Genomic DNA, 18338 nt, shown 5'->3' with positions numbered 1-18338 from the left:
GAATGATTACCTGCTGAACTTGAAATCCGCAGCAACCGGATAGTGATCTGTCGGCCATTCGCCGTCAAATTTGCGTCTAAGAACAACGGGATCGCCGACCAGATCAACCGCCCCCGCACTGCCAATATGATCGATTGCACCAAACAGGTTGATGCCTCTGTTCATGTGGTACGTCGCACCACGCACAGGCGCAAAATCGACACCGGCATCCGCAATAATGTTTGCGGTTTTGTCGCCTATGCGTGCGTTCAAATCACCCACAACAAAAAGCGTTTCACCCGCTGCGATCCAAGGGGCAACGCGGTCAGCAACCAACTGCGCCGATTGAAGGCGGTTTGATCGGCTGGCGTAATCCGTATGGATATTTACAACGCGGAACTGACCGTTGGTTCTTTTGTCCTGAAAGATGGCCCATGATGCAAAAGCGGGGAACGATCCGTTAAAGGTGCGTGAATAGATGACATCCGGCGTGTCCGAGAAAAAGAACCAGCCTTGGTCGACCAAGTCCAACTGTGTTGCGCGGTACAAGATGGGCTGTGTTGACGGAAATTCATTGGGATCGCCAACGGCCGCCGCGGCATAATCGAGATTGTTTTCCAGCAACCAGTCGAGCGTCAGGTTCGTATCCCCGTTACTGCCACGCGCAAAGCTTTCCATTTCCTGAAACGCAATGACGTCAGCGCCAATTTCCTTAAAGGCAAGGTCTAACGGGCGCTTCCGGCGTTCCCAATCGGCGACCGACCACGGGCCGGTTTCTTTGCTCAGGATGATGTAGTGCACATTGTAAGTCGCGATGCGCAGCGTTTCATCTGTCGTAGGCGGTAGCGCGGTTTCGCCGGAATTGCGCGCAATCTGGCAGCCGACAACGGTCAAGCATGTCAAAACAAGGCTGACGAAAATCTTGGCAATTCGTTTGATCATGGGGCAGCTACTTTCGTATTTGTCTTGCTCCGTTTATCGCGTCGATAGCCTTGCGCACAGGCAAATTCGCTTTGCTGACAAAAATGTAATGTTGCGGCAAGCCCGAGGTAAAGGTCGACGCCTAGGTCATTCCAATCCAATCAGAAGGGACATGGAATGGGCTTGGGATTATCGTCAGCGAAACATAGACTGAAAAAAACAGGTTCGCTGGTCTGGATGTGTGTCATCGTGCTTGCACAAGTCGCAATCGTCGCGCCGTTTGTGCCCGTTGGCACTATATTGCCTGCAAGTCTTGGTGCGTTAACGCTGACCGCGCTGGCGGCGGCGTTGGTGCTTGCCGCGAGATGGCGGGTTGTCGACACGATCCTTGGTGGTCCGGACAAAAGTTATGAAGCGCACCGCGCAGCAGGTATCTTGTCGATGATTGGTTTGTCGGGGCACTGGGCTCTGGCGTCATCCGTGGGGCGGGGGATTTTCCCACCGCTTGCCGAAACTGGCGAAGCCGCCGGCGTCGTTGCAGCCTACGCCATGCTCATCTTGGCGGCGGTGTCTGCGTTGAAGATGATCCCCTATCATATCTGGAAAGCCAGCCATTGGCTGATGGGCCCCATGTTCCTAATCGCCGTCTATCATACGTTTCTAGCCGCAACGCCGCTTGCGCCATTCAGCGCCCCTTGGATTTACCTTGCCGTAGTCAGTGTTCTGGGTCTGATCGCATGGGGCCGAACGCTATCGCGGCACAAACGTGGCGTGACCACTGTGTCCGTCGTGGATGTGAATACAGTGGGGCATGCCATCGAATTGACTGTCGCCGCTGACCATCCTTTGCAGGACTACCGTCCGGGACAATTTGCGACACTGCGCGATCCGTCTCTTGGGGAAGAACGCCATCCCTTCACGATCGCAGGTGGCTCCGGTCGACAACGCAAGTTCGGGATTGCAGCTGGTGGCGATTGGACGCGAAATTTGGTGGACCGCATCCGCGCAGGGGACACATTGGAGTTAGGATCACCAGAAGGGCGTTTCTATCCCAAAATCGCCGACACCCGTCCTGCGCAAATGTGGGTTGCGGGCGGTATCGGCGTGACGCCTTTTCTGGCGGCTCTTGAGGCGATGAAACCTGATGACGGCGCAGGTGTGACAATGATCTATTGCTACCGTGGGCAAAACACGGCTGTGGGGTTGGCTGCCTTACGCCACCATGCGGATAGACTGCCGCAACTCACCCTAATCGAAGCAAACAGCAGCGCGGCGGGGCGCCTAACACTGGATCAAGTCCAGTCTGTGATTGGCCAGATGCCCAAAGGGGCAGCTTTGTTCATGTGTGGATCAGAGCAATTGAAGGCAATGATTGCAACGGTTTGGCGCGACGTGGGGCAGACGGGGCGTATCCACACGGAGGCGTTCGATTTCAGGAATGCATGGCATGTTTCTGACCTTTGGAAGTCAGCGCAGAGCGTGCTGAGGATGCTTTCGACTACTTTCGTGCCACTGGTCCCGCGTGGATTTAGGCGTTAAGCCTGATCCGTGAACCCGGAGAAAACACAGTGAAAATCCTGCTTTTGGAAGATGATCAAGAGATTGGTAGTTGGGTCCGTGATGGCCTGTCAAAGGCGGGTCACGTCGTTGATTGGGTGACCGACGGCAAAGATGCGTTGGTCTTGGCCACCACGCAGGATTTTGACGTGATGGTGTTGGACCGGATGACGCCGGGTCTGGACGGTATGTCTGTTCTGAAAGCTGTGCGCGCATCCAAGAATACAACGCCAGCTCTTTTCCTGACCGCATTGTCCGATATTGATGATCGTGTCGAAGGCCTGCAGGCCGGCGCGGACGACTACCTTCCCAAACCCTTCGCGCTGACCGAATTGGAAGCGCGTGTCGCAGCACTTGGCCGTCGAGCACAACCGGCCCAAACGGCTGAAGCGACTTCTTTGAACGTTGGCGATATTGCTCTGGATTTGTTGAAGCAAAGCTGCACGCGACAGGGCCAGCATATTGATTTGAACACCAAGGAATTTAGACTGCTCGAAGCATTCATGCGGGCAAAGGGGCGCGTTTTGACGCGCAACATGTTGCTGGAAAAAGTCTGGGACATGAATTTTGACCCGACCACAAGCGTCGTGGAAACCCACGTCAGCCGCTTGCGTGGAAAGATTGAAAAGCCGTTTGGCGATACCGTGATAAGGACGATCCGAGGTGCTGGATATATTTTCGACCCTCAAGGCTAGCGCTGCCCGCATCTGGCGGATGACAGCGCTGCGGCAAACGGTGCTTTTGACTGGTGTGTTCATCATCGTGCTGGTCGGGGCAGGGATCATCGCGGCATTCGAAGTTCGCGAAGAAATGTCCAGACGGGCCGATGATCGTATCGAACGCCGCCATATCCAGATCGTGCGCGACGTGGCCGCTGGTGAATTCGATCTCAAAGACCTGCGCAATACCGGACTGGAACGGTTTTTCTTCACGCCAGAAACGGCATCGCAAGACCGGAGTCTCAGGCGGCAGGGGTTCTTTACCGATCAGCGTCTTTTGCCGCGTCGGCGCGACGATGACAGTGTTTGGATGTTCTACGGTGGGGCAGTGTCGGGCGGGTGGCTGGTCGTCGGGCAGAATATCGGCGAATTCGCTATCTTCGATGAGGTTTTGGCCCAAGCATTTCTCTGGGTCGGGACGTTGGCCGCGATTGTCGCGTTGGTATTTGGGCTGCTGTTTGGCTGGCGCAGCCAACGGCGGATCACGGCAATCTCAACGGTGCTTAATCAAGCGGCGCAAGGTGATTTATCGGCGCGGGTGCATGCAAAGGGCCAAGAAGACGACCTGAAAATGCTTGGTGACCAAGTGGACGACGCCATTGCGCGGATTGATGTACTACTGGTGCAGGCACGCAGCTTTTCGGCCAATATCGCGCATGATCTCAAGACGCCGCTGACACGGTTGCGCATACGACTTGAAACCGCGCTGACTGGTGATGGTGATCCGATGGATGGGATCGGCGCGGCGTTGGAACAAACTGACCGTGTCATGTCGATATTTGATGCAATTCTGCAGCTCGGGAAACTGGATTCCGGTGCCATGAAACAGACCTTCGCTCCTGTCGACCTTGCGGCCGTTGCGACCGAATTGGCCGAAACCTACGCGCCAGTGGTCGAAGACAGCGGACGACATTTTTCAACCCAGATTTCCGCAGTTGAGATTAACGGCGATCGTGTGTTGTTGACGCAATTCTTGGCTAATCTGATCGAAAACGCATTGCGGCACACGCCCGAAGGATCATCTATGGTTCTTGTCGCCAATGCGCACGAACTTGGCCTCATGGATGACGGTCCAGGCATACCCGCAGCCGAGCGGGATCGCGCGTTGGAGCCATTGTATAGGTTGGAAAAAAGTCGCACGACCGAAGGGGCAGGGCTCGGGCTTGCCTTGGCCGCAAAGATCGCAGATTTGCATGATGCCCGTATCGATCTATCTGATAATCCCGCGGGGCAAGGGCTGTTTGCCCGCATGATTTTTAACAAAAAATGAACCTGACAAAAATGTAAGGTTCGCGCCAAGCAACCGTCATCTCCACCCTCCAAATGTCTTTCATCGCAACAACAGATGGAAAGACGAAAATGGAAAAGTTCAAAACATACGCCGCAACTGCAGGGGCCGCATTGGTCGCAGTGCTCATCGCGCCTTTTGTCGCCGTATTTGGGCTGACCATGCTGGGCCTCGCCTTTGGCATGTCGATCCTGATGACCGTTGCGATGATCGCCATTGCTTGGCGCAATCAACCACAGTTCAACACTGGTCAACCTCGGGCGACTTCGCCCGATACACAGGCCGACGCATCTGATGCGCAGTCTGCCTAACTCCCAACCCAACCTAAAGGAAATTGTTATGAAAACCGAAAAAATGATCCCCGCTACGTTTCTTGCTGTTGCTTTGACACTGACAGGTATCGGTGTGGCAGGCGCACAAACTACTGACACCAACGCCGTTACGGAACAGGCTGAAACAACCGTTGATGGTCAAGTGACCCGCGCTGATCATCGGGGCGACCGCGATCATGGTCGTGACCGTGGCGAACGTCGCGGCGGTGGCATGGCATTCGGCGCGCTTCTGAACGACGCAAATGATGACGGTGCGATTACGCAAGACGAAATCGATTTGTTCCGGACCGCACTGGTGGCTGGTGCAGATGCATCCGGTGAAGGCGATATCTCTATCGACGAATTCCAGTCTATCTATCTGGAACTGATGCAAGAACGGGTCGTTCACAGTTTCGAACGCCTTGATGCGGATGACGATGGTCAAATCACGCAAGCCGAAATGGACGAGAAATTCGGCGACATTGTCGAACGGATGGACCGCAATGATGACGGTGCGTTGACAGAAGATGATCGCGGACACCGTAAAAATGGTCGCGATCGTTCGTAAGACATCCATCAATACGGGGAAGGGCTGCCAAATTGGCGGCCCTTTTCACATGTGTGGCTTGCAATCTAAGACACTTGTGCAGCGGTGCCCCATGGACGCATTTAGTGTAAATTGCTATGTCATAGATTAATGACAACTGCACGGCGTCATGAAAGTTGTCTCCTCTCATCGAAGCGACACCCCGCGCGACTTCGCTTCCATATGGTTTCTACTTTGCCTCAAGACTTCCGAAATATTCTACGTCAAGAAACGCGTGTTGCGCATGATCAGCTAGATCATCATTTCACTCAAATCGATATCGCTAGCCGGGATGGCCTTAAGGCTTTCGTTGACGTTCATTTGGCTTGTTTTCAGATGATGCAAGCGCGACTGCGGTCCCCGAATTTGTCTGCTGCGACGTTGCAGGACATGATCGGCGGCCTTGCTTTGGATGCAGCAGTGCTCGGCCTCGATCACTCCATCGACCCACCCGCGCTAGAGCAACAGATCGATCCTTTGGCGATCGACTATTTGGTCGCTGGATCACGATTGGGGTCAAAGGTTTTGTCGCGGCGCTGGGCCCAATCGCAAGATCCGTTGGTTCAGAATGCTAAGACGTATTTCAGCCAGCCCAGCGACCCGACTTTGTGGCCGGCTACATGTCGCGCCCTGTCTGACATCCCTGTTGCGCATGCGCGTGCTGCGTATATTGTAAAAGACGCGAGAACGCTTTTTCAGTTATTTATCTCGGAATCCGAAAACGTTGCTTCAAGAAAGGATGCAACCCTTTGACTGACGAAAGCCTCCGGTTGGACCCAAATGAAACTGTCGATCTGACCAACTGTGACCGTGAACCTATCCAGTTTTTAGGCAATGTGCAGTCTTATGGCTGCCTGATTGCGACCTCGTCCGACTTTATGGTCAAGCACGTGTCGGCGAACGTCCAAGAACTATTGAATATCGACCCAGATGCCGCGATCGGTGGCCGTCTGAATGATCTATTATCACAACGCATGGTCCATGACCTGCGTACGAAGTTGCAGATGTTGAATGCGACAATGCCGACCGCCCGTGTCTTTGGATATGACGTGCTTGAAAATGGCACTTACTTCGATATTTCGATCAGTTCGGTCGACCAGTCCTATGTGTTTGAATTTGAACCGAAGATTGCGCTGGAAACGCGTGATGAAATGAGCCTCGTGCAGCCGCTTGTTGCGCGTGTCACCCGTGCGCCGGACGTCATGAAGGCGTGCGAACAAGCGGCGGTCGCCGTGCAAGCCTTGTCAGGCTTTGACCGTGTGATGGTCTATAAGTTCGATGACGATGGTGCGGGCGAAGTGATCGCAGAAAAACGCCGCGCCCATATGAAACCGTTTCTCGGGCTGCGGTACCCGGCAAGCGATATTCCGAAACAGGCCCGTGCGTTGTATCTACGTAGTCCGCTGCGCTTGATCTCGGATGTGGACGGGTCCGTTTCGCCTATCCTGCCTGCGACAAACGTCCATGGTAAACCGCTTGATCTGTCGCTTTGCGTGACCCGTGCTGTGTCCCCGATCCACTTGGAATACCTGCGGAACATGGGCGTTGGCGCGTCGATGTCCATTTCAATCATCAAAGACGGAAAACTCTGGGGCCTGTTTGCGTGTCACCACGAAACGGCGCGTTACGTCGATTTTGAACGGCGCACAGCGATTGAGTTGTTCACGCAGTTCTTCACTTACGAACTGATCCAAAAGATGGAACTAGAGACGCGGCTCAAGACCCAAGAAACCCGCCAGATGCACGACAATCTGATGGTGCAGATTTCGGGTGGGGCCGACTTGATCGAAGGTTTCGATTCCATCGTTGGTGAATTGAGCGGTCTGATCGCAAACGATGGCGTTGCGGTCTACACCGATGGCCGCTTTGCATCGCACGGTGATACACCGGATGAAGTAAGCTTTCGCAAGTTGGTGCGCTTTTTGAATACTGCGCCGTCCGGTCAGGTTTTTTCAACGCATGCGTTGCCTGCAGTTTACCCTGCTATCGAGGACCAAGATGCCGATGTCGCCGGGGTATTGGCTGTGCCCATTTCGCGCACGCCGCGCGACTATATCGTGTTTTTCCGCCGTGAAATCGTCAAATCGGTCAAATGGGCAGGTGATCCGAACAAGCCGGTCACGGTCGGCCCAAACGGCACCCGTCTGACACCACGCAAAAGTTTCGACACTTGGAGCGAAATGGTCCGGAATACGTCCGCGCGGTGGTCCGAAGGCGATCAAATGGTCGCCGAAGGGCTGCGGATTTCTTTGACCGAAATCGTCTTGAAGCTGACGGATGAAGCAAACGAAACCCGCCGGAAAGCGGCCGACAAACAAGAACTTCTTGTCGCGGAATTGAACCACCGCGTGCGCAACATCCTAAACTTGATCCAAGGGTTGGTCGCGCAAAGCCGCAGTGGCGCCTCTGATGTTGCGACCTATACAAAGGTTCTGGATGGACGCGTTCACGCGCTTGCCCGCGCACATGACCAATTGACCAATCAGGAATGGTCACCAAGTTCTTTGCGGCAGCTGATCAACGTTGAAGGTCAGGCCTTTCTATTGAACGGAAACGACCGTGTTAAGATCACGGGTGACGCCCCGATGCTGATGCCCGAAGCGTTTTCGACCCTCGCGCTTGTGATACACGAGATGATGACCAACTCTGCGAAATACGGCGCTTTGACGGATCGGTCAGGGGCCGTGTCGATTGACTTGAAGGTACAAGCCGATGGCGCATTGATCATTCAATGGCGCGACGTTGGTGGCCCGCCCGTACAGGCCCCTCTGCGCCGTGGATTTGGGTCAACGATTATCGAAAAGACCATTCCTTACGAACTCAAAGGTAAGGTCGAAACACGGTTTTTGCTGACTGGTTTTGAAGCAGACATCACGATCCCGTCTCGCTTTATTTCCAGCGAAAAAGAACCGGTCGTGCCAAAAACACAATCGAACGATGCGAAACCGGTTACCCCGGATGTTCTTCTGTCCGGTGAAGTTTTGGTCGTCGAAGACAATATGGTCATCGCGCTGGATGCATCTGATATCATAAGCGATTGCGGGGCCGACCATGTGCATATGGCCGGATCCGTCGATGATGCGCTGGCAATTTTGGAAAAGGCTGACGTTTCCTTCGCTTTGCTTGATGTGAACTTGGGTGATCAGACGTCTCTTCCGGTCGCCATTGTGCTTGCAGAACGCGGCATCCCGTTTGTGTTGGCGACTGGGTATGGCGACGCGCAAAGCATCACCGCAAATTACCCGCCAACGCACGTCGTGAAAAAGCCGTTCACTGCTGAAAAGCTAAAGAATGCCGTGTTCCGCGCGATGAACTGATCTGATTGCCACGCTGTTTCCGGACATCATTTGCGTACGACAATATGGGCCGTCAGTGGCACCGCAGCCATTAACGCCGCGACCAACCAGAAGGCGCTGGGTAGGCTCGTTGCATCGGCCGTGAACCCGATCAGCGCGGGCCCAAGCAGCACCCCAGCGTATCCTGTCGTTGTCACCGATGCGATTGCCAGTCCGGCGGGCATGATCGTTTGACGCCCAGCGGCACTAAAGAAGATCGGCACAAGGTTTGCGGCCCCCAGTCCGATCAGGACAAATCCGGCAAATGCAGCGACCTGTGCCTCTGCCAGTAGGATCAACGCGACACCGCATATGGTGATCATCCCGCCCGCGATCAGCACCCGAAATTCGCCCAATCCGCGGATGATCCGATCACCGCCAAGCCGTGCGACAACCATGGCTACCGAAAACAGAATATATCCGATGCCTGCGTTCTTTGCTGTGCTCAGGTCCCGTTCGATGACCAGCAGGGCACCCCAATCTAGCACAGCGCCTTCCACCAAGAATGTAATCGCTGCGAGCACGGCCAGCAACAAAACAACGCCGCGCGGGGCCGCAAATGGTTCGGGGTCATTTCCGCTGACGGACAGCAACCGTGTACGGGTGTGCAGCATCGCGCCGCCCGCCAGAATCGCGCCGACCAGGGCAGTCAACGGGATCGGCACACCGACAGACAGCAATACCGTTACCATCGCGGCCCCAGCAAGGCTGCCAATGCTGAATTGTGCGTGGAAATTAGACATCAGCGGGCGTCCCTCGCGCCCTTCGACTTCGGCCCCGTGAACATTCATCGCAACATCCAAAGTGCCAATTGATGCTCCGAAAACAAACAACGTAACCCCCAACCCTATGGGCGTATTGACCAAAGCCAAAAGCGGCAGCATCCCAACAAGACCGAAACCTCCGCACAGGATCATCAACCGTGCCCCGCGTCTTGCCGCGATCACACCTGTGACGGGCATCGCGACAATTGACCCAAGACCCAAGCAGAGTAGCAGTAAACCAAATTGACCTTCATCCGCGCCAACATTGGCTTTGATAAACGGGAAAAGCGGGGCGCAGCAGGCCATCGCAAACCCTGCAACCAAGAACGCCAATCGCGTCGCAAGGCGTGCAGGCGCAGTTTCTATGTAATCGGTCATGGCGGTCCTTCGGGGAATGAAATGTCTTGTGACTATGCGGTGATGACACGCGCGCCCGCACATGAAAGCGGTAGCGTCGTTTCAGGCAAGGCGTCGGTGACGATGTCGTCGATCTGGTCCAACGCAAGTGTGTGATGTCGGGCGCGGCGACCAATCTTCGCGGCATCTGTCACAACCAGCGTTCGGGACGCGGCGGTTGCCATTGCGGCCTTCACCAATGCTTCGGCGTGATCATCGGAACTGAGGCCAAAGTCGCAGTCCAACCCACATGCGCCCAGCACCGCGATGTCCGCAGATAGGGTCGCGATCTTTGCATGTGTCACGTCGCCCGTCGCGATCCCGCCCGACGCGCTTAATGTGCCGCCTAACAAAAACACGGGGATGCTGCGTTCTTGGCAGGCGACCGCGATCCATGGTGATGGTGTCACAACAAGCCGTCCGGGGATGATCGGCAGACGCACGGCAATCGCGAGCGTCGTTGTACCTCCGTCAAACAGGACCGTTGGGGCATCTACGATGCAGGCGATTGCCGCATCAATCAGTGCCGTGTTGACGGGCGGTTGCTTCGCCAAGCGTGAATGTAACGGGGATGAAGGTGCTGCGATCGGCACTGCGCCACCGCGCACGCGTTGGGCTTTCCCGTCCGCTTCCAGCGCGAGAATGTCGCGTCTGATCGTATCGAGAGAAACATCAAATTCTACAGCGACGTCTTGCGCAATGATTTGTCGTCCGTCAGCAAGACGTTCGGCCAAAACCTGTTGGCGCGTATCAGGGATATTTAGATTCATGCAAAATCCTGCAAAAAGCTGCAGAATCATGCATACCTGATTTACGAGACCATCGTCAACTTCGGTGCCGCGGGAACAACAGGCTGTTTGATCTGTTTCGTGTCAGGCCACCGCAGGAACACAATCGCCGTATCCGTAATGCCTGCCGCCTCCAGATCATCGGAAAGCTGGCGCACGCAGCTTTTGACGACCTTCTGCGAACTCCGTTGTGCGTGGGCCACTGCCGTGATTTCGATTTGGTCGACACCGTACAGGGCTTCAATCTGGGCACCGATATCTGCCGCAGCGCCCACTGCCATATACAGCGCCACGCAAGTGCCCGGACGCATGTTCATCACGGCCTCGGGGACAACGTAGCCGTCTTGCAGATGCCCCGTCGTCAGTACTAGGGTATTCACTTCGTCGCGGTCTGTTAGACTTTCGCCAATCGCAGCGGCTGCCGCGCAAGCAGCAGTAACGCCCGGTACAATTTCGACGTCAATGTCATGGGCTTTCAGCGCGCGCGCCTCTTCGCCACCGCGTCCAAAGATACCGGGATCGCCGCACTTCAAACGTACCACGCGCTGCCCGCGTTTTGCGGCAGAAATCAACGTTTGCGTGATCTTTTCCTGCGGCCAGCTATGGCATCCGGGGGCTTTGCCCACGTAAACGCGTTCGGCATCGCGGCGGGCCAGTTCTAAGATTTCAGGCTCCAGCAGGCGGTCGTAAAAGATCACGTCGGCTTCTTGCAGGCGTTGCACGCCGCGTAATGTGATCAGGTCCTTTGATCCCGGACCGGCTCCGACCAGCGACACGCTGCCCGCACCTTTTGCGTCAATCTCGCCTGTGGCGATCGCGTTCTTGATCAGGCTGGCCGCTTCGCGTTCTGCGCCGCGTGCGTGGGCTTCGCGCGGGGCTGCGTTAAAGACCCAGCGCCACAAATCACGCCGTGCGCGTGGGGCAAGACGGGCGGCGGCTGCGTCGCGCAACCGTCCCGCAAGTGCGGCAAGATCCCCAAGCCGCGGTTCCAACGCTTGTTCCATTTGCGTTTTGATCTGGCGGGCAAGAACGGGTGCTGTGCCTTCGGTGCCAATCGCCACGACAACAGGGTCACGGTCCACGATCGACGGGGTAATTGCGTCGCACAACGCCGGCTGGTCGACGACATTGACGGTGGCACCTGCATCTTTCGCAATCGCGTGGATCGCGGCATCAATGCCCGGGCAACCAGAGGCGACAAAAACCAAAGCGGTGTCTGCGAAATGTGCGGCGGTAATCGGTGATGTGTCATGGCGCAATTTACCGGCGGCGGCGAGCGCGGACAGCTCTTCATCCAACACAGGGGCCATCACGACAATTTCGGCTTCGGTTTTCAAGATCAAACGCGATTTCTGCGCGGCTTGTTCGCCGCCACCCACGATAACAACGCGACGGCCCGCCATTGTCAGAAACATCGGGAAGGTTTTCATGCGCTTAGTCCTTCTGTCTGATGGCGGCGATCCCAAAGATCATCAGCCATCGTTTGTGCGTCGGGTAAGGTTGGTGCGGCGCGCAATGTCCACAAAGCCAGCGCAGCCGTTCCGGTGACCGTTGCTGTCGCGAAGCTGTCCGTGCGGTGGTCTTGCCAGATTTGGCCAAGGTCCAGCGCGTCATCCGCTTCGTGCAAACGGCGGATAACGGGCAAAAGCGCGGGCGCATCTTCGGCAATATGATCGCCACCGCGCAGACCAAACAGCGTGACGCCTTTGGACGGATGCCGTTCGAATTCGCCACCGCCGCCTTTGATAATCGTCAGATCGGTCTGGCCCAATAGATGCGCGGCTTCGGCCTGTAGGCTGCGATATGACGGATGAAACACACCTTGCACAGTCGCAGCAGCACCCGACGGGTTCCACATCCGTAGAACCGTGTTGATGCAGGATCGCAAGCCAAAGCTATCGCGCAATTTCAGCAGGCGAAACGCGGCAGGCGCGATGTCTTCGAGTGGGCTGTAGGTAATGCTTGGCCCCGCCAAATGCAGGTGGTCACGAAGCGCCGCAGGGGCGTTCCAGCCATGCATCGAAACTTTGTAACCTGCCTGCGCAACCAACCTTGCAGACAGCAAAAACAGCGGCACACCGCGTGTCCGGCCCGCCGCATAAACGGGCCAATCCAGATCAGCCTCTGGGACCGTGCCATGCACATGGTCTCGCAATGCGGCGGTGAACCCTGCGATTTCGTCGGGAACTTCGCCGCGCAAACGCAACACCATCAGCAATGCGCCAACAGCTTCGGGTTCCGCGTCGCCCGACAGCATCAGCGTCATGGCAGCGCGGGCCTCATTCAGCGTCATTGGCCGTGCGCGCCCTTGGCCACGGGCGACGATCTGGACATAGGGTGCGAGGCTCATTCGGCTGCCATCGGGATTGTCGCACTTGCGATTAACGCTGCCAATTCGGGTTTGCACGATCCGCAGTTGGTTCCGGCACCGGTGCAATCGCCTAAAGCAGGGACCGTAACGGCGCCGCCCGCGATCGCGTTCAGCAATGTATTCCGGCCCACATTCAGACAGGCGCATACGGTCACACCGGGATCAGGACGATCGGCGGCAGGACGCCCGCTGAGCGCTGACAGTGGCGCGTCGGTCGTGCCAATCGTGTTGATCGCAGTGTTGCGTGACAACGCGATCGGGGATTTGCCAAAGAAGCCAAGCGCCTGCACGATACCATTTTGGGAAATCGCAATCCGCGTTGTGCCTGACGCGGGATCAGTCACAAGGGCGACATCGGCGTCAGTTAAGCCAGTGAGCATGATCGTGAAATCAGCCCAGTCGTCGGGCAATGTCTGACCTGCCAATTCCATCTGCCAGCCTGTCTGCGTGCGGGCGAGCGCTGCGTAATCGGCCGTCGGTTCCATCGCATTGGCACAGGCCACAAACCCGAACCAAGCGGCGTCGAATTTTGCGAGGGCCACATCGCCGCCTTTCAGGGCAGGTTGACCCGAAAACGGATCAGTCACGGGCGCGAGCGTCGCGTTCACGGTCCCGTTGCGGCTGCGTTGTTTCGTCCAATGCATCGGGGCAAACGGCTGGCCAACGGCCACGCGGTCAGTCACCAGTACACGCAGCACGGCATGTCCGAAATCATTGCTGATCGTGACCAGATCACCGTCCGTGACACCTTTGGCATGCGCATCGTCGGGGTGTAGTTCCAGATATGGTTCTGCCAGATGCGCCCCAAGCCGCGCAGTCTTACCCGTGCGCGTCATTGTGTGCCATTGGTCGCGGTTACGACCTGTATTCAGACGAAAATCTGTCTTGCTCAGGGTCGGGGCGGTTATCGGCAGCATCTTGGCTTTGCCGTCCGCGTGGTAGAACTTCCCGTCTGCAAAGAAGCGACGATCGTTCACGGGCCATTGTGTCGGGATCAGGTTCGCATAATCGGCATCTGCAAAAACGCTGAGATCCAAATCGCGGTCAAAGCCTGACACATCGGCGGACAGGGCGACGTATTCGGCGAAAACATCGGCAGGCGTTTCGAATGCGAATGCATCACCAAATCCCATCTTCACAGCCACATCACAGATGATTTTCCAATCCGCACGCGTTTCACCCGGCATCGGTAGAAACGACCGTTGTCGTGAAATTCGACGTTCGGAATTTGTAACTGTGCCGTCCTTTTCGCCCCAACCAGCGGCAGGCAGCAATACGTCGGCCAGATCGCCCGTATCAGTGCGTTCCATGATGTCGGACACGACAACGAAAGGCACCGCCTTTATCGCATCAGCGACTGCATCGGCATTCGGCATCGACACGGCGGGATTGGTGGACATGACCCATAACGCTTTGATTTTGCCGGATGCACAGGCGTCGAATAGATCAACGGCTTTCAGACCCGCTTGCGTACAGATCGTGGGGCTTTCCCAGAAAGATTGCACCGCGTCACGGTGGTCCGCATTTTCGATATCGAGGTGATTAGCGAGCATATTGGCCAGACCACCAACTTCGCGACCACCCATCGCGTTAGGTTGTCCGGTCAGGGAAAACGGGCCTGCGCCGACCTTGCCGATACGACCCGTCGCAAGGTGGCAATTCAGGATCGCGTTGACCTTGTCGCTACCGCCGGCGGATTGGTTCACGCCTTGGGAATAAAGGGTCATGACCTTCTTCGTGCCAGTCCAAAGCGCATAAAAGTCCTGCAACTCAATGTCGGACAGACCCGTATCGGCGACGTCCGTGTCGCGGGCCGCGGCAAGGGCAGCATCGAACCCGTTGACGTGCGCATCGACGTAGTCTTGATCGACAGCGCCAGTGGCAACAATGTGGCTCAGCAAACCGTTGAATAGTGCGACGTCACCGTCAGGTGCAATCCGGAGGTGCGTATCGGCCAGATCGCTTGTCGCAGTTTTGCGTGGATCAATATTGATCACCCGCATGTCTGGGCGGGCTTCTTTCGCGGCTGCGATCCGTTGATGCAGCACAGGGTGGCACCACGCAAGGTTCGATCCGACCAACACGATCACATCGGCCTGTTCCAAATCTTGATAGGTGCCAGGAACGGTGTCTGTGCCAAAAGCGCGTTTGTGTCCCACAACAGAAGACGCCATGCAAAGCCGTGAGTTCGTGTCGATATTGGCCGACCCGAAATAACCCTTCATCAGCTTGTTCGCGACGTAGTAATCTTCGGTCAGCAACTGGCCCGACACATAAAAGGCCACACTATCAGGACCGTGTTCGGCAATTGTAGCGCTGAATTTGTCGGCGACCAGTGACAGCGTGCTGTCCCAATCCGCGCGTTTGCCGTCGACCACCGGATGCAGCAGGCGACCATCAAGATCGATGGTTTCGCCCAATGCGGTCCCTTTGGAACACAACCGCCCAAAGTTGGCAGGATGATCCGGATCGCCCTTCAAAGTACCGTCAGCCCCGGCAAGCACGCCGCAACCAACACCACAATAAGGGCAGGTGGTCTTCGTCAGGGTCATTCCGCTGCCACCGCACGTCCGGTCAGTTGGGCCGCGTCGATCAGAATACGACCTGCGTCAACACGGGCGGGATATGTGGCGACTTGGCCTACGTCTTGCCCCTGTGCCATGCCCGTTTCCAAGCTGAACACCCAGTTGTGCAACGGGCAGGTAACGGATTTGCCATGCACGATCCCTTCGGCCAATGGGCCCTGCTTGTGCGGGCAGGCGTTATCCAGCGCAAAGACTTCGTCATCCGCAGTCCGGAACACAGCGACACAGCCATGTGCGGTTTTCAACATCCGTGCGCCACGCGCGGGTACGTCGTCCAACGGTGCAACATCAATCCACTGGGTCATTCTGCGGCCTCCAACGATAGGTTTGCAAGCGGTTGATATGTCTCCGCTTTCTTCACGTGTTCCGCCCATGGATCGTGGCGGTAAATAGTCTGGGACAGCTCGAAACGATCCACCAAAGCAGCGCGGTTATCCAGATCATCAACAATCTGTTCCTTGATCCAATCAAGCCCGACTTTGGCCATCCATTTGTAGATACGGTCAAGATATTTGGCCTGTTCGCGGTACAGTTGGGATACGGCCTTAATGACGAGGATCGCTTCATCCTCTGTCGGGACCTGCACCAGCAGTTCGGTTTCTTTGACGTCCATACCAGCCGCACCACCAATACTGATCTGGTAACCACTGTCCACGCAGATCACGCCAATGTCCTTACAGGTCGCTTCGGCGCAATTGCGCGGGCAACCTGACACGCCTAACTTCAGCTTGTGCGGCGTCCAAGCACCGTGCAGCGTCTTTTCCAGCTTGATGCCAAGACCCGTGCTGTCCTGCGTGCCAAAGCGGCAATGATCCGTACCTACACAGGTCTTCACGGTCCGCAGGCCTTTGGAATAGGCGTAGCCGGACACCATGCCAGCGTCGTTCAGATCCTTCCAGATGCCCGGCAGATCCTCGCCCTTTACACCCAGCAAATCGATCCGTTGACCGCCAGTAACCTTTACGGTTGGCACCATGTATTTGTCGGCGGCGTCGGCAATAGCGCGCAGTTCGTCCGGCGTTGTGATCCCGCCCCACATCCGTGGCACGACACTAAACGTGCCGTCTTTCTGGATGTTCGCGTGTTTGCGTTCGTTGATAAAACGGGACTGCGGGTCGTCTTTGTATTCCAGCGGCCAATCAGCCAGCAGGTAAAAGTTCAGGGCAGGGCGGCAGGTCGGGCAGCCGTCCACCGTTTTCCATCCACATTCCTGCCAAACCGCGTTCATCGACGTCAGTTTCTGGGATTTGATCATGCGCCGCACGTCTTCGTGGGTCATGTCGGTGCAACCGCAAACGGTCGCAGCCGCTGGGATCACAAAGTCATCGCCAAGCGTGACGGCCAGAACCTGTTCGACAAGTCCCGTACATGTCCCGCAAGACGCAGACGCCTTGGTTGTCGCTTTGATGCCAGCAAGGTCCGTGGACCCCGCCGCAATCGCATCTTCGATTTCGCCCTTACAAATGCCGTTGCACCCACAGATTTCCGCATCACGCGGTAAGGCTGCAACGGCTGAGAGCGGGTCCACAGCGGCACCCCCCTGAAATGCAGGACCAAAGATCACCGTTTCGCGCATGTCGGCGATATCGGTTTTGTCTTTGATCAGGCCGAAGAACCAGTTGCTGTCGGCCGTGTCGCCGTACATCACCGCACCGACGATCACATTGTTTTCGATGACCAAACGACGGTAGACGCCACGCGCAGGGTCGCGGAAAACGATGTCTTCGCGGCCTTCGCCTTCGGCAAAATCACCGGCACTGAACAGATCACAACCCGTGACTTTCAGCTTGGTAGACAGTTCCTTTTGAACAAAAGTCGCATTTTCACCCAGCAGGGTTTTCGCGGCAACCTTGGCTTGATCGTACAGCGGGGCAACCAAACCAAAGATCGCACCGTTATGTTCAACACATTCACCAACGGCCAGAATATCGGGGTCAGACGTGACCATCTGGTCATCAACGTGGATGCCTTTACCGACAGCCAGACCCGCATCTTGGGCGAGCTTCACGTTCGGACGGATGCCCACGGCCATGACCAACAGATCACAAGGCAATTCAGTCCCGTCATCAAGCAACAGGGCGCGTACCTTGCCGTTCTCACCAAGAATTTCTTTGGAGTTCGCAGAGCATTTGACCGTAATGCCTTTATCAACCAATGCTTTACGCAGCAGATAACCAGCCGCTTCGTCCAACTGACGTTCCATCAGGTGGCCCATGATATGGATCACGGTGACATCGACACCGCGTGCAGCCATGCCTGCGGCGGCTTCCAGACCCAACAGACCTCCACCGATAACAACGCATTTGTTGTCAGGGCCTAGGTCCATCATTTTTTGCGTATCTTCCAGATCGCGGTAGGCAATCACGCCGTCCAGATCATGACCGGGCAGGGGGATCATGAACGGGTTGGATCCAGTGCCAAACATCAGTTTGTCATAGGACAGCACATCGCCGTTTGCCGCGGAGACTGTCTTTGCTTCGCGGTCAATCGCATCAACCTTTTCGCCGAAACGGCAGGTTACATCATTTTCCGCATACCAAGCGTCGTCGTGCGTGACGATTTCTTCGTAGGTTTTGTCGCCCGCAAGAACGGGGGACAGCATGATGCGGTTGTAGTTCCCGCGCGGTTCCGCGTTGAACAGGGTGATTTTGATATCGGACCCTGCGCTACGTAAGTCTTCAATCGCGCGGCCAGTCGCCATGCCTGCGCCGATAATGATTAGATGGTCACTCATGTGA

At 56.3% G+C, this 18338-nt stretch carries 15 protein-coding genes; 7 read left to right on the top strand and 8 right to left on the bottom strand.

Annotation, left to right across the window (positions count from 1 at the left end):
- Window positions 1-6 precede the first annotated feature (6 nt).
- Window positions 7-921, bottom strand: coding sequence for an endonuclease/exonuclease/phosphatase family protein (locus tag AC0L7R_RS13875; RefSeq protein ID WP_473657453.1), 915 nt, complete (start codon window positions 919-921; stop codon window positions 7-9).
- A gap of 156 nt (window positions 922-1077) precedes the next feature.
- Between AC0L7R_RS13875 and AC0L7R_RS13870 the strand changes: the two genes are divergently transcribed.
- The 7 genes from AC0L7R_RS13870 (at window position 1078) to AC0L7R_RS13840 (ending at window position 8678) form a co-directional block, all read left to right on the top strand.
- Entirely contained in the window at window positions 1078-2439 is a 1362-nt protein-coding gene (locus AC0L7R_RS13870) for a ferric reductase-like transmembrane domain-containing protein (RefSeq protein WP_473657451.1), read from the top strand.
- Window positions 2440-2468: 29 nt separating this feature from the next.
- Window positions 2469-3152: a response regulator transcription factor gene (locus AC0L7R_RS13865; RefSeq protein ID WP_348109282.1), complete on the top strand. Its 684-nt coding sequence runs from the start codon at window positions 2469-2471 to the stop codon at window positions 3150-3152.
- Complete coding sequence (locus tag AC0L7R_RS13860) at window positions 3121-4446, top strand: ATP-binding protein (protein WP_473657450.1); 1326 nt, start codon at window positions 3121-3123, stop codon at window positions 4444-4446. Before AC0L7R_RS13865 ends, AC0L7R_RS13860 begins: the two co-directional genes overlap by 32 nt.
- A gap of 89 nt (window positions 4447-4535) precedes the next feature.
- Window positions 4536-4775 (top strand): hypothetical protein, encoded by a 240-nt coding sequence (locus AC0L7R_RS13855; RefSeq protein ID WP_473657449.1) that lies wholly within the window; start codon window positions 4536-4538, stop codon window positions 4773-4775.
- Window positions 4776-4803: 28 nt separating this feature from the next.
- Entirely contained in the window at window positions 4804-5343 is a 540-nt protein-coding gene (locus AC0L7R_RS13850; RefSeq protein ID WP_473657448.1) for an EF-hand domain-containing protein, read from the top strand.
- Window positions 5344-5697: 354 nt separating this feature from the next.
- Complete coding sequence (locus AC0L7R_RS13845; protein ID WP_473657447.1) at window positions 5698-6114, top strand: heme oxygenase-like domain-containing protein; 417 nt, start codon at window positions 5698-5700, stop codon at window positions 6112-6114.
- Complete coding sequence (locus AC0L7R_RS13840; protein ID WP_473657446.1) at window positions 6111-8678, top strand: HWE histidine kinase domain-containing protein; 2568 nt, start codon at window positions 6111-6113, stop codon at window positions 8676-8678. Before AC0L7R_RS13845 ends, AC0L7R_RS13840 begins: the two co-directional genes overlap by 4 nt.
- 26 nt (window positions 8679-8704) lie before the next feature.
- Here the strand turns inward: AC0L7R_RS13840 and AC0L7R_RS13835 are convergent, their stop codons facing one another.
- Genes AC0L7R_RS13835 through nirB form a run of 7 tightly spaced genes read right to left on the bottom strand, consistent with a single transcriptional unit; the run spans window position 8705 to window position 18334 of the window.
- On the bottom strand, window positions 8705-9838 hold the full coding sequence (locus tag AC0L7R_RS13835; RefSeq protein WP_473657445.1) for an MFS transporter: 1134 nt from the start codon (window positions 9836-9838) through the stop codon (window positions 8705-8707).
- Window positions 9839-9870: 32 nt separating this feature from the next.
- On the bottom strand, window positions 9871-10626 hold the full coding sequence (locus tag AC0L7R_RS13830; RefSeq protein WP_473657443.1) for a DeoR family transcriptional regulator: 756 nt from the start codon (window positions 10624-10626) through the stop codon (window positions 9871-9873).
- A gap of 41 nt (window positions 10627-10667) precedes the next feature.
- Window positions 10668-12074: a siroheme synthase CysG gene (cysG, locus tag AC0L7R_RS13825; RefSeq protein WP_473657442.1), complete on the bottom strand. Its 1407-nt coding sequence runs from the start codon at window positions 12072-12074 to the stop codon at window positions 10668-10670.
- Window positions 12071-12994 (bottom strand): glycosyl transferase family 3, encoded by a 924-nt coding sequence (locus AC0L7R_RS13820; protein ID WP_473657441.1) that lies wholly within the window; start codon window positions 12992-12994, stop codon window positions 12071-12073. Before AC0L7R_RS13820 ends, cysG begins: the two co-directional genes overlap by 4 nt.
- The gene (locus AC0L7R_RS13815; protein ID WP_473657440.1) at window positions 12991-15567 is read right to left on the bottom strand and encodes a molybdopterin-dependent oxidoreductase; all 2577 of its coding nucleotides are present in this window, start codon (window positions 15565-15567) and stop codon (window positions 12991-12993) included. Before AC0L7R_RS13815 ends, AC0L7R_RS13820 begins: the two co-directional genes overlap by 4 nt.
- Window positions 15564-15905 carry a nitrite reductase small subunit NirD gene (gene nirD / locus AC0L7R_RS13810; RefSeq protein WP_247125917.1) on the bottom strand — a complete coding sequence of 114 codons (342 nt, stop codon included), beginning with the start codon at window positions 15903-15905 and terminating at the stop codon, window positions 15564-15566. Before nirD ends, AC0L7R_RS13815 begins: the two co-directional genes overlap by 4 nt.
- Complete coding sequence (nirB, locus tag AC0L7R_RS13805) at window positions 15902-18334, bottom strand: nitrite reductase large subunit NirB (protein ID WP_473657438.1); 2433 nt, start codon at window positions 18332-18334, stop codon at window positions 15902-15904. Before nirB ends, nirD begins: the two co-directional genes overlap by 4 nt.
- Window positions 18335-18338: the final 4 nt, after the last annotated feature.

The organism is Yoonia sp. D2-7, assembly GCF_055809435.1.
The sequence above is the reverse complement of the archived record's forward strand: the minus strand, read 5'-3'. Positions and strand labels throughout refer to the sequence as shown.

Excerpts from the sequence above, each read along its gene's own strand:
- AC0L7R_RS13875 (WP_473657453.1), bottom strand. The coding sequence starts at position 921 with ATGATCAAACGAATTGCCAAGATTTTCGTCAGCCTTGTTTTGACATGC.
- AC0L7R_RS13870 (WP_473657451.1), top strand. The coding sequence starts at position 1,078 with ATGGGCTTGGGATTATCGTCAGCGAAACATAGACTGAAAAAAACAGGT.
- AC0L7R_RS13855 (WP_473657449.1), top strand. The coding sequence starts at position 4,536 with ATGGAAAAGTTCAAAACATACGCCGCAACTGCAGGGGCCGCATTGGTC.
- AC0L7R_RS13850 (WP_473657448.1), top strand. The coding sequence starts at position 4,804 with ATGAAAACCGAAAAAATGATCCCCGCTACGTTTCTTGCTGTTGCTTTG.
- AC0L7R_RS13845 (WP_473657447.1), top strand. The coding sequence starts at position 5,698 with ATGATGCAAGCGCGACTGCGGTCCCCGAATTTGTCTGCTGCGACGTTG.
- AC0L7R_RS13835 (WP_473657445.1), bottom strand. The coding sequence starts at position 9,838 with ATGACCGATTACATAGAAACTGCGCCTGCACGCCTTGCGACGCGATTG.
- AC0L7R_RS13830 (WP_473657443.1), bottom strand. The coding sequence starts at position 10,626 with ATGAATCTAAATATCCCTGATACGCGCCAACAGGTTTTGGCCGAACGT.
- cysG (WP_473657442.1), bottom strand. The coding sequence starts at position 12,074 with ATGAAAACCTTCCCGATGTTTCTGACAATGGCGGGCCGTCGCGTTGTT.
- AC0L7R_RS13820 (WP_473657441.1), bottom strand. The coding sequence starts at position 12,994 with ATGAGCCTCGCACCCTATGTCCAGATCGTCGCCCGTGGCCAAGGGCGC.
- AC0L7R_RS13815 (WP_473657440.1), bottom strand. The coding sequence starts at position 15,567 with ATGACCCTGACGAAGACCACCTGCCCTTATTGTGGTGTTGGTTGCGGC.
- nirD (WP_247125917.1), bottom strand. The coding sequence starts at position 15,905 with ATGACCCAGTGGATTGATGTTGCACCGTTGGACGACGTACCCGCGCGT.
- nirB (WP_473657438.1), bottom strand. The coding sequence starts at position 18,334 with ATGAGTGACCATCTAATCATTATCGGCGCAGGCATGGCGACTGGCCGC.